This is a genomic window from Streptomyces sp. NPDC002785, from assembly GCF_040295565.1.
Lineage (GTDB): Bacteria > Actinomycetota > Actinomycetes > Streptomycetales > Streptomycetaceae > Streptomyces.
Map to the genome: position 1 here is coordinate 105,772 of NZ_JBEOVN010000002.1, position 13,536 is coordinate 119,307.

The following is a 13,536-nucleotide window of genomic DNA, read 5'->3' on the forward strand; positions in this document are numbered from 1 at the left end:
CGGGGCTCGGCACGGCCCGCATAACCCGGCGGGAACAGTCATAACCAGGGCCGCCGGAAGGAATTCACCGGGCAATGCGCCAACTGATAGTTTTTTGAAAACTGCATCGTCAACCGCCGCACGCAGTAGGGGAATTGATGTCATCCGCATTGCAGGGGAAAGTCGCGCTCGTCACGGGTGCGAGTTCGGGAATCGGCGAGGCCACGGCGCGCATGCTGGCCGCTGAGGGCGCCGCCGTGGCGATCGCGGCGCGCCGGGTCGGACGGCTGCACGCGCTCAGGGACGAACTGGCCGCCGCCGGGGCCGAGGTGCACGTCCTCGACCTGGATGTCACCGACGAGCAGGCCGTCCACGCGGCCGTGGCCGCCACCGTCGGGACCTTCGGCGGGCTCGACATCCTGGTCAACAACGCCGGGGTGATGCTGCTGGGGCCCGTGGAGGGCGCCGACACCTCCGACTGGACCCGGATGATCGACACCAACGTCCTGGGCCTGATGTACCTGACCCACGCGGCGCTGCCGCACCTGCTGCGCAGCCGGGGGACCGTGGTGCAGATCTCGTCCGTCGCGGGGCGGGTCGCCATGCGTGGTGCCGCCGCCTACAACGCCGGCAAGTTTGCCGTGAACGCGTTCAGTGAGGCGCTGCGTCAGGAGGTCACCGAGCGCGGCGTGCGCGTGGTGGTGATCGAGCCGGGCACGGTCGGGACCGAACTGCGCGAGCACATCACCCACGCCCCGTCGAAGGCCGCCATCGAGGAACGTGTAGCCAAGATCCGCCAGTTGCAGAGCACCGACATCGCCGAGGCGGTGCGCTACGCGGTGACGGCCCCGCCGCACGTGACGGTCGGCGAGATCTTGATACGCCCCACCGACCAGGCCTGAGTCCGCCACCGGGCGGCGCACGCGGCTATCCGTCCGGTCTTCGGCCGCTCTCCGTGGCGGCCCACGAGGAGAGCACGAAGAGCGAGCCTGCCTACGATCGATTCCGAACCAATTAAAGAGCAACTGCGGACAATTCAGCGGTACTGATCTTCACGGAAAAGGAAACCGAAATTGTCTCTCGGGTCGGAACTGACGTCTGTGGCCGGTCGGCCGGAATTGCTCTCTCCGTTCAGCCGCAATGACCTGTCATTACTGGACACGGTGGGACAGTGCGGCGATCTCGGGGAGGTCGCCCGGCGTGCCGGGGCCCGGCACGCCGCCGTGGAACGCCAACTGGACCGTCTCGACCGGACCGTCGGACTGCCGCTCACCCTGCGCAGCCGTCACACCGCCCGGCTGACCTCGGCGGGTTCGCGCCTGCTCGTCGCCGGGCGCCGGTTCTTCCACCAGGTCGACCTCGCCGCGCGCACGCACATCTTCGGACACGGCTCCGAAGCCGTCGACGCCCCTGAAGTGCTGTCCGTCGCCTCCACCGAACCGCTGCTCGAGGAGGTCGTCGAGGACGCCGCGGCCCTGCTGGGCCTGCTGCTGTCGGTCCGGCACGAAGCGCCGCACCGGGTCGCCGGGCAGTTGGCCGGCTACCACGTCGACGCGGTGTACACCTGGAGCCTGGACTCCCCGCGCCACTCGTTCGACCGGGCGACGCGCACGTACGCCGTCCTCGACGATCCGCTGTGGGTGATCCTGCCGCGCGACCATCCGCTCGCGGTCCGGGACACGGTCTCGCTGGCCGACCTGCGGGACGAGACCTGGGTGTCCGAGACCGGACCCACCTCCGAGATCCTGGTTTCCCGGGTCTTCCAGACGGCGGGCCTGCCGTCGCCCACCCGGCTGCGTGTCACCGACGCCTCGGTCGCCCGGGGCATGCTGCGCCGGGGGGACGCGATAGGGCTGGGTTCCCCCACCCACCCGGCCGTCCTCGATCCCTCGCTGGTCCGCCGCTCCCTGGCGGAGCGTCCGCACCGCACCACGAGTCTGCTCGTCGACCCGACGATCGTGCCCCAAGCGGTGGCCCGGCGGCTGACCGTGCTGATCGCCGACCGGTGTCTGCGGCGCTTCGCCGAGCAGCACCGGGACCTGCTGAACGAGCCCTGGTGGGCGCGCTGGTACGTGGAATGGACCGGGCATCTCGCCGGCGGCGCTCCGGACCCGGACCCGGCGCCGGTGCCGGCCGAGGCCCGCAAGCTGGACGTGCCGGACCTCCATCTGCTGCGGGCCGTGGCCCAGCACGGCAGCATCAACCGTGCGGCGGCCGTGCTGTGCATCAGCCAGTCCGCGCTCACCCGCCGCATCCACCGCCTGGAGCAGTCCCTCGGCGCCCACCTGCTGCTGCGCAGCCCCCGGGGCACCGAACTGACCGGTCCCACGCGCCGTTTCCTGCACCAACTCGCCCGCTACGAGGCCGAGTTCCGCGACGCGGCGGTCGCCTGCCGCGCCGTCGACCACTCGTTGCCGCAGGGGCACTGGCCGACCCGGCACGTGGCTCCGGCGGGACTGTCGGGGGAGGCGGGGTGAACCGGCGCCCGTCCCGGCGCCCTGGGGCGTGGTTTCGACACACGTCCTGGGGGGCGGACGGGACGGGCGCCGCTCCTACTTCGCTCCGAGAGCCACGTAGTCGTACATCCCGAAGGAGCCGGTGACGTAGACGTTGCGGGCGTCCGGGTGGCGGTAGAGGAGGGAACGCGGGTAGAGGTACGGCACGATCACCGCGTGGTCCATGGTGAGGCGGTCGATGCGGTGCCAGATCTCCGCGCGCCGTACCGGGTCGGCGCAGGTGGCGCCCTCGTCGAGGAGAGCGCTGATCTCCGGGTCGTCGAGCTCGCCCATGTTCTGGTTGCCGCGCTCCTTGATCGCCCGCCCGTCGACGATCTGCTGGAGGAAGCCGTAGCCGTCCGGGAAGTCGGCGCCCCAGCCGAACATGATGATGCCGATCCCGTGCTCGCGCAGGTACTCGGGGCAGCCGCCGTAGCGGTCGAAGTAGTCGCCGGAGGGGAAGTCCAGGACCTCCGCCTCGATGCCGACCCGGGCGAGGCCGGCCGACAGAGCCTCGGCGGCCCGGTACTCCTTCAGCCGGTCCTTGCGGGCGGCGATCTTCGTCCGGAAGCCGTCGGGCATCCCCGCCGCCTTCAGTTCGGCGCGGGCCGCCGCCAGGTCCCCGGTGGAGTGCGGGCCGACCGGGTAGCGGTCGAAGGGCCGGTAGCCGTCGAGCGTCGGCGGCAGGATGGTGGTCGCGATGTCCCCGCCGACGGGGCCGCCGTACGCCTCCTGCATCGCGGCCTTGTCGGTGGCGAACTGCACGGCGCGCCGGCAGTGCACGTTGTCGAACGGCGGGATCCGGCTCGACAGGCAGTAGATCCAGGTGAAGCCGGTCAGCGGGTTGTCGGAGTTCGCGCGCAGCGCCGGGTCCGCGAGGATGCGCTCCTGGGTGGAGGGCTGCACCCCGAAGCCCGCCAGGTCGATGTGCGCCTCTCCGGCCAGCAGCAGACGGTCCACCTCGTGCGGGTCCTTGCCGAGGTGGACCTCGATGCGCCGGGCCCGCCGGACGCGTACCGGGTCGGTGGCCGGGTCCCAGTGCGGGTTGGGTTCCAGGACGGCCAGTTCGCCGCGCGTGTAGGAGGCGACCCGGTACGGTCCGGTCGCCACCGGCTTCAGCCGGTACTGCGCGCCCGTGTCCAGCCGGCGCGGCACCGGCGTCGTGCTCGGCATCGTCGCCAGCAGGTCGAGGCCGGCGAACGGCTCCCGCATCCGGAAGACCAGGGTGCGCTCGTCGGGGGTCTCCAGCGTGACCGGGCCGTCGGTGTCCGGCTCCCGCCACGGGCCGCCGTAGTCCGTGCCGAGCAGATGGCGGAAGTAGGTCGGCCCGGCGCCCAGCACGTCGGTGCCGTAATTGCTCCGGGCGATCGCGTACTTGACGTCGCCGGAGGTGACCGGGGTGCCGTCCTCGTAGCGCAGCCCTTCGCGCAGCCGGTACGTCCACACCCGGCCGCCCTCGGAGGGCTCGCCCAGGGACTCGGCCAGGTCGGGCACGAGCCGCTGGCCCGCCCGCCCCGGGGCGGTGTCGAAGGTGACCAGGGTCCGGCCGACGAGCCGGAGGAAGTTCCAGGTGTAGGCGTAGTAGGTGTTGCCGGGGTCGAGCGAGTCGAAGTCGTCCGTGCGGACGAGCCGGAGCGTGCCGCCCTCGGCGTCGGTGGAGCGGACCACACCCCGCACAGCGGCGTCGAAGTCCTCGTCCGTGGTCGTCGACCGAGTGGTCTCCATGGCCCTCCAGCCGTCGTCGCGTCGCGTTCCCTCACATCGTGCGGGGGCGGTGCGCCGGACGAGTGCCGTGGCGGGGTGCGCGCATAGCCGGGGGCCGGTCGGCATAGCCGGGCCGGGGCGACGTCCCCGGTCGGCCTGTTGGCAAACAGGGCCGTGATTCAGCATATTCACGCATGACAGGCCACGCTCCCCTTCACCAGGACCGGTGAAGGGGAGCGTGGCCGTACGGTACGGCGGCCGCCTACCGGCGTGGCGAGAAGGCGACGACGTCGCCCGCGCGCTCACCGCCGGAGAGCTGGCCGTTGCGGTCGGTGCGGATGTACACGCGGTGCAGCCAGCGGTCCTTGCCGTCCCAGCGCGGGGTGAACGGCGTACGGGCGTGCGTCGTGCGGAAGTTGTCGATGATCAGCACGTCGCCGGGGATGAGTTTGACCCCCACGGTCACCTCGTCCAGGGCCTTGGACAGGACGGCGACGGCCTCCTTGTCCTTCGGGTGCTCGGGCGCCAGCAGCTCGCGGTCGTACCCCAGGTACGGGTCCTGCGCGTCGCCGTACAGCGGCTTGACGTCGGCGATGGCGCCCGGGTCCTCGACACCGCCGCGGAAGGCCACGTCCACGCAGCAGGGCACCTTGCGGTCGAACAGCCGCGTCCGCGTCTCGTCGTCGAGCAGCGGCAGCGCCTTGCGGATCGACCCGACGAGGGTCTCGGCCCGGCGCTCGTGGTCCGCGCGGGAGCAGGCGAGCATGACGTAGTTCGGCTGGAGGACGTGGTACGCCATCTCCGTGTGGAACTCCAGCAGGGTCTCGGAGGTCTCCGAGGAGAGGTGGTGCGCGCCCGGCGACGGATACACGTCGTGGTAGACCGTGCCCGAGCGCAACTCCTGGTACCCCGTGTGCAGACCGAGGCGCCGCCCGGTCAGCGCGAGCATGGCCTCCATCACCAGCAGCCGGCGGTCCACCGGGGCCGGCGTGGAGGTGGGCGTGGCGGGCAGTTCGTCCTCGTCGACGGGCAGACCGCGCAGCAGCAGATAGCCGTCCTCGCTGCCCCCGGCGTTGAAGGTGTCGAGGGTGGTGGCCAGTCCCTCCGGCAGCCGGTCGGACAGCTCCTTCGCCTGCTGGAGAAAGTCGTACAGGTCTGCCCGCGGCACGTCCGGCAGCTCGGCGGCGAGCCCGAGCAGCGGCACGCGGTACGGGGTGCAGTCAACTATCGGAGAAGCCATGACGTGATGTTTCCTTCACATCCGAGTGTGGTGGGCGCGGGCGTATTGGTAGAGCAGTTCCGCTCCGATCTCCGTGGCCAGGACCGAGGTGATCCCACCGTGGTCGTACAGCGGCGACACCTCCATCACGTCGAAGCCGACCGGCTTGAGGTCCCCGACGCAGCGCAGCAGGGCGAGGACCTCGCGCGAGCTGAGCCCGCCCGGGGCGGGCGTGCCGGTGCCGGGGGCGAAGGCGGGATCGACCACGTCGATGTCGACCGACACGTACACCGGCCGGTGGCCCACCCGCTCACGGATGAGGTCGGCGGTTCCGCGCACGCCCAGCTCCCCGAACTCGTCGGCGGTCACCACGCGTACGCCGTGGCCGCGGGCGTAGTCGAGCGAGTCCGGCTTCGGGTTGTGGCCGCGGATGCCGATCTGGACCATCGCGGCGGGGTCGATGAGCTTCTCGTCGATACCGTGCCGGAAGGGCGTGCCGTGGTGGTAACGGCCGCCGTAGAACGCCGGGTTGGTGTCCGAGTGCGCGTCCAGGTGCACCACGGCGACCGGGCCGTGCTTCTCCGCCACCGTGCGCAGGGCCGCCACGGTCAGCGAGTGGTCGCCGCCGAGCATCAGGAAGGCGGCGTTGGCCTCCAGCAGGGTCTCCAGATGCCGCTGCGCCGTCTCGATCGCGATGTTCATGTCGAACGGGGTGAGATCCATGTCCCCGGCGTCGACACAGTCGATCAGGTCGAAGGTGCCGGGACCGCGGTCGATGCCGACACCGTGGATGAGGCCCGACTCGTTGCGGATGGCCCGCGGGCCGAACCGCGCGCCGGGCCGGTAGCTGGTGCCCCCGTCGTACGGGGCTCCGATGACCACGACGTCGTAGCCGCGGGGGTCCTGGTCGTGCGGCAGACGCATGAACGTAGGAATCTGTGCGTAGCGGGGTGAAACGTGCGAGTCGATGCGCTCCACGCTTTCAGCTCCCCTCCTGGAGGTCGACGACGGTCGGGGACGGAGCCTGGCGGGCGTGCGCGCTCATGTCGCCCCCTGTGCGAACCGGTCGGCCACGGACCGCACCACCTCCGCGGTGCTCACCTGCGAGGGATGGCGACCGGCCGCGACGGTGAGGCCGAACAGCTCGCGGACCACCTGATGCTTGGCCTTTCTGACCGCCTGCTGCGCGACACCGTGCTCGGCGAGCAGCCGGGAGAACGACGACGTGGTGCCCGAGCCCTCGTGGACGCCGAGCTTGGGCCGCATCACGGTCTCCTCGGGCAGCATGTCGGCCAGCGCGGCGCGCAGCACCCACTTGTCCCGGCCGTGCCGGCGCTTCAGCCCGGCCTCCAGCGGGACGAGCAGGTCGAGCACGTCCCGGTCCCAATAGGGGTGCGTCGTCCAGTGACCGGCGAGCGTGGACAGCACCGGAGTCATCTCGTTCAGGCCGTCGAAGGTCGCCATGTCGTGTGCCACGGCGCTGTCCAGGTTCGGCAGCCGGTCCTCGCGGTGCATGCCCGCGAGGGGGATGTCCGCGCCGTACCCGGTGAGGATCCGGCGCGGCGGGCCGTCGAGTGCGCGGTAGAGCGCCACGAGCGGCAGCAGGTACTCGATGATGTCCGGGTCCACCGATTCGGACGCCCACACGGCGTACGGCAGCTGCGCCAGCAGGTCGGCGGTGGGCACCTTGATCTCCCGGTGCCGGCTGCGCAGATGGTCGACGACGACCCGGGCCTGGGCGAACTCGTCGGAGGTGTCGGTGCCCATGGACACCGTCTCCAGCCCGCCGGCCGCCCGGTGTGCGCAGGCCGCGACGCCGGAGGAGTCGATGCCGCCGGACAGCACCACCAACGGCGTGGCGCCCGGTGCCACGCGTGCCTCGACAGCCTGCTCCAGAGCCGCGCGGACGGCCGCCACCGCCTCGTCCTCCGGCATGATCCGCCGGGCCAGGGGCGGGGTCCAGGTGCGGTGGGGCTCGGTCGTGCCGGACTGCAGGTCGATGTCCAGCACCGTGCCCGCCGGCACCTGGTAGACGCCCGCCAGGCCCGGCACCCGCCGTGCGCCCGCGAGCGGGAAACCCCGCGGAGCGTCGTCCCTGGCCAGCGTCTTCGCCTCGGTGGACGCCCTGACCTCGCCCGGGGTCATACGGACGTACAGCGGCACCGAGCCGGCGTGGTCGGTGGCCAGCAGTACGCGGCGTCCCGTGCCGACCATGGCCGCGAAGCGCCCGTTGACGAGCCGGAAGGCGTGCAGTCCGTAGCGGTCCAGCAGCCGCAGCAGCAACTGCGCGTCGCTGTCCGGTACGGCCCCCGCGGGCAGGACGGAGCACAGGGCGGCACGGTTGTAGAACTCGCCGGCGAGGATCACCGAGGTGTCCTCGTCCCGCGCCTGCGCGGCGTCGGGGGCGGCATCGGGAACGTGCACCAGCGTCGCGGCCAGGGACTGGTCGCGCAGGGGTGCCTCGATGTCGGTGCGGCTGCCGCGGGTCGCGAAGACCGCGTCGGGAATCCCGCCTCCGCCCGTACAGGCGGAGGCCAGGAACCCGAAGGCAGCCGGGAAGTCCGCTGCCTTCATGATCAGATACTCAGGGCGCCGAAGCCACCCGGCTGGAAGTCGTAGCTGATGGGGACCTCGATCAGGAAGGGGCGGCCGAGCTCGGCACCCTTGCGCAGCGCGGCCAGCAGTTCCTGCCGGTCGGTCGCCCGGGTCGCATCGACACCGTTGGCCTCGGCCAGGGCGACGAAGTCGACACCGGTGAACTTCACCGCGGGGTCGTGGCTGCGGTGGTGTCCGATGTTCTGGTACAGCTCGATCAGGCCATTGGTGTCGTTGTTGACGACCACGGTCACGATCGGCAGGCCCAGCCGGGCGATGGTCTCCAGGTCGGCGCTGTTGGAGTGGAAGCCGCCGTCGCCGGCGATGAGGAAAGTGGGCTGGCCCGGCCGGGCCAGCTGGGCGCCGATCGCGGCGGGGATGCCGTAGCCGAAGCTGGAGCAGCCGGCCGAGGTGAGGAAGCCGAACGGCTGGTCGGCGCGGGCGAACAGCACCCCGTAGTGCCGGAAGAAGCCGATGTCGGAGACGATCGTGCCCTCGCCGCTGCCGGCGGCCTCCGCCATGACCGTGTTCATCGAGTCGATGACCTGGTGCACGCGCATGCCGTCCTCGTAGTCCTCCGGGTCCGCGAGGAACTCCGCGATGCGCGCGCGCAGCGGAGCGATGCCGTGCCGGTCCTTGGCCGCGAGGGAGGCCGTCGCCGCCTCCAGGTGCTCGACGAAGGCGAGCACGTCGGTGACGACGTCGACGGTGGGCCGGTACACACGCGGGACCGGGTTCGCGGTGGGCGAGACGCGGACGGTCTTCTTGTCGATGCCCCGCTGCCACATGGGCGGCCGCAGGTCCTCGGCGTAGTCGTAGCCGAGGGTGAGCACCAGGTCCACGGGCGCGAACAGGGTGTCGAGCGCGGGGAAGTCGAGGATGCCGTCCATGTAGCCGGTGACGGCTCCGTAGTTCAGCTCGTGGCCCTGCGGCAGGACGCCCTTGGCGATGTACGTCGTGATGACCGGGACGTTCAGTCGCTCGGCCAGCGCGCGGATGGCGGGCACCGCTCCCGAGCGGATCGCGGCGGCACCGACCACCAGGACCGGGTGCTCGGCCTGCGTCAGCAGCTCCGCCGCCCGGTCGGCGGCCGCCTGCCAGCCGTCGGCGACCGCACCGGTCGGCTTGGCCGGGGTGAGGGCCGGCGGGTTCGGCACCGAGGTGTCGATGCCTTCGGAGGAGCCGAGCAGGTCGACGGGCAGGGAGATGAAGGAGGGACCCACCGGCTCGGTCATGGCCGCGCTCACGGCCGAGTCCACGAGATCCGTGATCTCGTGGGGGCGCTGGAGCTCCACGGCGTACTTGGACATCGGCGCGATGATCGACACGGAGTCCAGGCACTGGTGGGTGTCGTTGGGGAATATGTCGTGGGACTCGGACTGCGCCGCCAGCGCGATGACCGGGGAGCGGTCCAGCACGGACGTGGCGATGCCGGTGGAGAGGTTGGTCATGCCGGGACCCAGGGTGGCCCAGCATGCCTGGGGGCGGCCGGTGATGCGTGCGAGGACGTCTGCGGCGACGCCGGCGGTGAACTCGTGCCGCGTGAGGACGAAGTCGATCCCCTCGACCTCGTCGAAGAGAATCGACGCGGCTTCTCGGCCGACTACGCCGAACACTTTTTCCACACCGTGGTCGCGCAGCCGGGACAACAGGGCATGGGCGGCCGTGGGCTTGTTGCTGGGGCCGGTCGATACACGGGACATGGGTGTCTCCTGACTCGGGCAGCGTTGGACGTTCCTCGGCCACAGTGACCGGGCGCACTCTCCGCGCCCTCTCCCGGACATATCGGGGGATTGGGCGGAGAGGGGACGGAGAGCGACGACGGCCGGAAACTGCTTTTTGCGCGCGTACCGAAGCCGCCGGGCAGGCCTGCTGCGCCGAGGGCCGCCAGGCCGACGCGATCCAGGTCCGCCACCGGGCGAAGAAGATCCTGCGGGAGCAGACCGGCGTCACCCCGGGCGCACGGATGACGAAGGTGATGCAGGCCATCCTGCGCCAGGACGAACGGCTGCTGCAGGTGGGTCCCCCCGAGATGCGCTGAGCGTGACCGACGGGGCGGGCGGTTGTCACGCCGGTGGGCCGTTGACTAAAAAGTGCCGCCCGACCCTGACACGTACCGTAGGGTTGCCGTCACTCAAGGTGGTTGCGGCAAGTGCGGGTGGGTGGAACATTGACCGGGCGACGTACGGTTCTCAAAGGATTCCTGGCGGCATCGGGTGCGGCGGCCGGGCCCGGAGCCCTGGCCGCGAGGCCGTTGGCCGGGCGCGGAGGTCCGTACACCACCCCCGTGCAGCTGCGCTGGCTCGGCGTCGCCGGCTGGGAGATCGTCATCGACGGCGACCGCAGCATCCTCTTCGACCCGTACCTGAGCCGCATGCCGTGCACGGACCGGGCGGGACGGCTCGACCCGCTGCTTCCCCTGCGGCTCGACCGGGCCGTGGTGGAGCGCGTGGCCGCGGGCCATCTCGCCGGCCCTCCTGAACTCGTTCTGGTCAGCCACGGCCACTTCGACCACGTGGCGGACGTGCCGCAGCTCGTGGGCCGTCCGGCCTGGAAGAAGGCCCGGATCCGGACCGTCTGCGACGAGACGGTCCGGTATCTGCTCACGGCCATGGGGACACCGCAGGCGCGGATGGACGACGTCATCCAGGTCAAGGGCGGCGAGTACCTGCAATTCGACGGGTACACGGTGGAGGTCTTCCGCAGCCTGCACAGCCAACTGGCCGACCACGGCTACTTCGCACCGGGCCGGAGGCCGGCGGCACCGCGGCGGCCGACCGTGCTCGGCGACCTCGTCGAGGGCGACACCCTCGCCTACCAGGTGTCCGTCGAGGGAGGGCCGTCCATCCTGCTCATGGGCGCGAGCAACTTCGTGGAGCGCGAGCTGGCCGGGATCCGGCCGGACGTCGTGCTGGTCCCCATGAGTTCGTACTCGGCGGTCCACCGTTACGTCGCGCGACTTCTGGGCGCCGTGGGGAACCCGCCGCTGCTCATCCCCACCCATCACGACGGCCTGGCCACCCCCCTCTTCGAGGGCTCCGGTGCTCCGGCGGCCTCGGTCCCGCCCTCGGCGGCCGAGGAACTGTCCAGGGCGGCCGCGTCCGGCTCACGCGTCCTCGCTCCCCGGCACCTGCGGCCCGTGGCCCTCACCACCGCGCTCTCCTGATCTGCCGTAGTGCCGCCCGACAGGTGCGGAGCGTTCCGAGACGCCCCGGAGAGCGCCACCGGTGAGCATGGCCGTGCGTCCCGATGGGACAGAAGGAGAGGCTATGTATCAGATGGTGAAGGCGTGGCGTTCTGTGGTCGCGTTGGCCGCGGCCGGTGCGGCGGTCCTCGGCGCGGCTGCCGACGTGCGGGCGGACGAGGGGTTCAGCTTCACGGCCGAGAAGTACAGCGCGGTCCCGTTCGGCATGCCGAAGGCCGAGGTCTGGGGGATGCTCGGCGGCGGGCAGACCAAGCCCGGAGACGCGGCGGGCTGGTGTGAGGACGACGGTAAGTCCAGCATCCTCTGTTTCACCACGTCGAGCGACTACGCGCCGTACGGCGACTTCTCGTTCAACGCGGACGGCAAGCTGTACAGCAAGCGGCATGAGTTCCTGTTCACGCCGAAGACGCCGTCCATGACGCTGGCGAAGTACAACACGGTGCAGCTCGGCATGACCGAGGCACAGCTCTGGTCGATCGTGTCCCAGGACTCGTGCGTGCCGGCGGGCGAGCGGTACCCCAACTGGCCTGCGACGACCGGTCGCGAAGTGAACTACTACTGCACCGCCGCGAAGGGCCTGTTCCCGCCGAACGCGTCGTTCTACATCACCGACGGCAAGGTGACCGAGAAGTACCAGCGAGCGCTGTCCTGACGCCCAGCCGTCGAATCGGAGGGGACCCCGGCCGCCGAGTGGTCCAGGGGTTCTTGTTCTCCCGCGCCTGCTCGTGCACTTCCGCTCGGGGCATGACCCCGGGGGAGCCGCGGCCTCGACGACTGCTTCACGCGAGCAGCGGCTCCCGGCAGGGGCGGGCGGTGATCCGCACGACGGCGATCAGCGCGGTGCCTTCGGGGCCGTCGGTATCTTTGGGGCCTCAGGCAAAGGAGTCCTCTTGAGCGCACGGATCTTGGTCGCCGAGGACGACGAGATGCAGGCACGGCTGATACGGATCTACCTGGAGCGGGAGGGGAACGAGGTCCAGGTCGTCTCCGACGGGCGCGCCGCGATCGACCGGGCCAGGGTCTCGCGTCCGGACCTCATCGTGCTCGACATGATGATGCCGCACGTCGACGGTCTCGACGTGTGCCGCATCCTGCGCGCCGAATCGCAGGTGCCGATCCTGCTGCTCACCGCGCGGACGACCGAGGAGGACATGCTGCTCGGGCTCGACCTCGGGGCGGACGACTACATGACGAAGCCGTACAGCCCGAAGGAGCTGACCACTCGCGTCAGGGCGTTGCTGCGGCGGGCGAAGGCCGCCGGGCGCAGCGAGCCCACCGTCATCAGCGTCGACGGCCTGGAGATCGATCTGAACCGGTACGAGGTGCGCGTGTCCGGGGACGAAGTCGCCCTGACCGGCAAGGAGTTCGCCATTCTCAGTCTCCTCGCGGGTGAGCCGGGACGTGTGTTCACCCGAAGCCAGATCATCGACCGGGTCTTCGGGTTCGACCAGAACGTCATGGAGCGCACCGTCGATGCCCATGTGATGAACCTGCGGCGGAAGTTGGCAAAGCCCCGGGGCGGCGCTCCGCGGGTGGAGACCGTGTACGGGCGGGGCTATCGGCTCGCGGAGCGCTCCGGTGACGCGCGGTGAGCAGGCAGCCCCCGGTTCTGGTCGACCCCCGCCCCCGGCTGCGCTTCCCCGAGGCGAAGGTGCCGCTCGCCTCGGTCAAGACGACGAACATGCCGTCATCGAGGTGCGGGACACCGGCAAGGGGATACGCCCCGAGGAGCTGCCACATCTCTTCGACCGCTTCTGACGGGCGGATGCCGCGCGCGGCCGGGCCACCGGCGGCAGCGGCCAGGGCGCGTGCGCCCGCCGACGCGGGGGAGCGGGCATCGACCGCGACCTGAGCGAGGATCAGGGCCGACATGGCCCGGTCCGTGGCCGGTGCGCCCTCCCTGGTTCCCTCGCGGGGCACGCGCCGCGCTCGGCCCGGGCCGGAGCGTTCCGGTCCGGGCCCTTCCGGGGCCGACCGCGGTGGGGCCGCCGTCCGGCGGGCGGGTGCTGGTCTGCGGAGTAGCCTGGATGTGTACGGCTCCCGGTGAGCCGCCTTTGTCGGCCTGCGCATCGAAGGGGGCCGGTACCGCATGGACACTCTGGTCACCGTCGTGGTCGTCCTCGCGATGATCGCGATCGCGGCGTTCGTCATTCATCTGCTCAATGCCCGGCACCGGCATCAGCATCTGCGTCCCGCGCACTACGACCATGGGCTGGCCGGGTTCGGGGATGGATCGCGCGCGCGACCTGCTCCGGGGCCTGCTCCGGGGCCGGATACGGGTGAACAGCGGGAAAGCGAAGGGCCCGGAGAGCCCAGTACGCCCGGCTCCGGTGGGTGAT

13 protein-coding genes are annotated in these 13,536 nt (G+C 71.1%); 8 read left to right on the forward strand and 5 right to left on the reverse strand.

Annotated features, from left to right (window positions below; all coding sequences use genetic code 11):
• The first annotated feature begins 137 nt into the window (after window positions 1-137).
• On the forward strand, window positions 138-881 hold the full coding sequence (locus ABTZ94_RS01305) for an SDR family NAD(P)-dependent oxidoreductase (RefSeq protein ID WP_351196281.1): 744 nt from the start codon (window positions 138-140) through the stop codon (window positions 879-881).
• 261 nt (window positions 882-1,142) lie between these two features.
• Complete coding sequence (locus ABTZ94_RS01310) at window positions 1,143-2,456, forward strand: LysR family transcriptional regulator (protein ID WP_502967157.1); 1,314 nt, start codon at window positions 1,143-1,145, stop codon at window positions 2,454-2,456.
• Window positions 2,457-2,531: 75 nt separating this feature from the next.
• Here ABTZ94_RS01310 and ABTZ94_RS01315 read toward each other — a convergent pair whose 3' ends face one another.
• From ABTZ94_RS01315 to ABTZ94_RS01335, 5 genes are all read right to left on the reverse strand, one after another.
• Window positions 2,532-4,199 carry an ABC transporter substrate-binding protein gene (locus ABTZ94_RS01315; RefSeq protein WP_351196283.1) on the reverse strand — a complete coding sequence of 556 codons (1,668 nt, stop codon included), beginning with the start codon at window positions 4,197-4,199 and terminating at the stop codon, window positions 2,532-2,534.
• A 241-nt stretch (window positions 4,200-4,440) separates the two neighbouring features.
• Entirely contained in the window at window positions 4,441-5,418 is a 978-nt protein-coding gene (gene cs1, locus ABTZ94_RS01320) for a clavaminate synthase Cs1 (protein WP_351196285.1), read from the reverse strand.
• A 15-nt stretch (window positions 5,419-5,433) separates the two neighbouring features.
• Complete coding sequence (gene speB, locus ABTZ94_RS01325; protein WP_351196286.1) at window positions 5,434-6,375, reverse strand: agmatinase; 942 nt, start codon at window positions 6,373-6,375, stop codon at window positions 5,434-5,436.
• Between the two features lie 63 nt (window positions 6,376-6,438).
• The gene (locus tag ABTZ94_RS01330; RefSeq protein WP_351196288.1) at window positions 6,439-7,971 is read right to left on the reverse strand and encodes an asparagine synthase-related protein; all 1,533 of its coding nucleotides are present in this window, start codon (window positions 7,969-7,971) and stop codon (window positions 6,439-6,441) included.
• 2 nt (window positions 7,972-7,973) lie between these two features.
• On the reverse strand, window positions 7,974-9,695 hold the full coding sequence (locus tag ABTZ94_RS01335) for a thiamine pyrophosphate-binding protein (protein ID WP_351196290.1): 1,722 nt from the start codon (window positions 9,693-9,695) through the stop codon (window positions 7,974-7,976).
• A gap of 44 nt (window positions 9,696-9,739) precedes the next feature.
• On the opposite strand from ABTZ94_RS01335, the gene ABTZ94_RS01340 reads away from it, so the two are divergent.
• From ABTZ94_RS01340 to ABTZ94_RS01365, 6 genes are all read left to right on the forward strand, one after another.
• Window positions 9,740-10,033 carry a BTAD domain-containing putative transcriptional regulator gene (locus tag ABTZ94_RS01340; protein ID WP_351196292.1) on the forward strand — a complete coding sequence of 98 codons (294 nt, stop codon included), beginning with the start codon at window positions 9,740-9,742 and terminating at the stop codon, window positions 10,031-10,033.
• A gap of 246 nt (window positions 10,034-10,279) precedes the next feature.
• Entirely contained in the window at window positions 10,280-11,158 is an 879-nt protein-coding gene (locus tag ABTZ94_RS01345; protein ID WP_351196294.1) for an MBL fold metallo-hydrolase, read from the forward strand.
• Between the two features lie 103 nt (window positions 11,159-11,261).
• On the forward strand, window positions 11,262-11,849 hold the full coding sequence (locus ABTZ94_RS01350; protein ID WP_351196295.1) for a BLIP family protein: 588 nt from the start codon (window positions 11,262-11,264) through the stop codon (window positions 11,847-11,849).
• A gap of 238 nt (window positions 11,850-12,087) precedes the next feature.
• Window positions 12,088-12,789 carry a response regulator transcription factor gene (locus tag ABTZ94_RS01355; RefSeq protein ID WP_351196297.1) on the forward strand — a complete coding sequence of 234 codons (702 nt, stop codon included), beginning with the start codon at window positions 12,088-12,090 and terminating at the stop codon, window positions 12,787-12,789.
• A 103-nt stretch (window positions 12,790-12,892) separates the two neighbouring features.
• Window positions 12,893-12,955, forward strand: coding sequence for a hypothetical protein (locus tag ABTZ94_RS01360; RefSeq protein ID WP_502967159.1), 63 nt, complete (start codon window positions 12,893-12,895; stop codon window positions 12,953-12,955).
• Window positions 12,956-13,286: 331 nt separating this feature from the next.
• Window positions 13,287-13,535, forward strand: coding sequence for a hypothetical protein (locus ABTZ94_RS01365; protein ID WP_351196299.1), 249 nt, complete (start codon window positions 13,287-13,289; stop codon window positions 13,533-13,535).
• The last annotated feature ends 1 nt before the right edge of the window (window position 13,536 follow it).

Coding starts and splice junctions, on each gene's coding strand:
- ABTZ94_RS01330 (WP_351196288.1), bottom strand. CDS start 7,971: ATGAAGGCAGCGGACTTCCCGGCTGCCTTCGGGTTCCTGGCCTCCGCC.
- cs1 (WP_351196285.1), bottom strand. CDS start 5,418: ATGGCTTCTCCGATAGTTGACTGCACCCCGTACCGCGTGCCGCTGCTC.
- ABTZ94_RS01335 (WP_351196290.1), bottom strand. CDS start 9,695: ATGTCCCGTGTATCGACCGGCCCCAGCAACAAGCCCACGGCCGCCCAT.
- ABTZ94_RS01315 (WP_351196283.1), bottom strand. CDS start 4,199: ATGGAGACCACTCGGTCGACGACCACGGACGAGGACTTCGACGCCGCT.
- ABTZ94_RS01365 (WP_351196299.1), top strand. CDS start 13,287: ATGGACACTCTGGTCACCGTCGTGGTCGTCCTCGCGATGATCGCGATC.
- ABTZ94_RS01350 (WP_351196295.1), top strand. CDS start 11,262: ATGTATCAGATGGTGAAGGCGTGGCGTTCTGTGGTCGCGTTGGCCGCG.
- ABTZ94_RS01305 (WP_351196281.1), top strand. CDS start 138: ATGTCATCCGCATTGCAGGGGAAAGTCGCGCTCGTCACGGGTGCGAGT.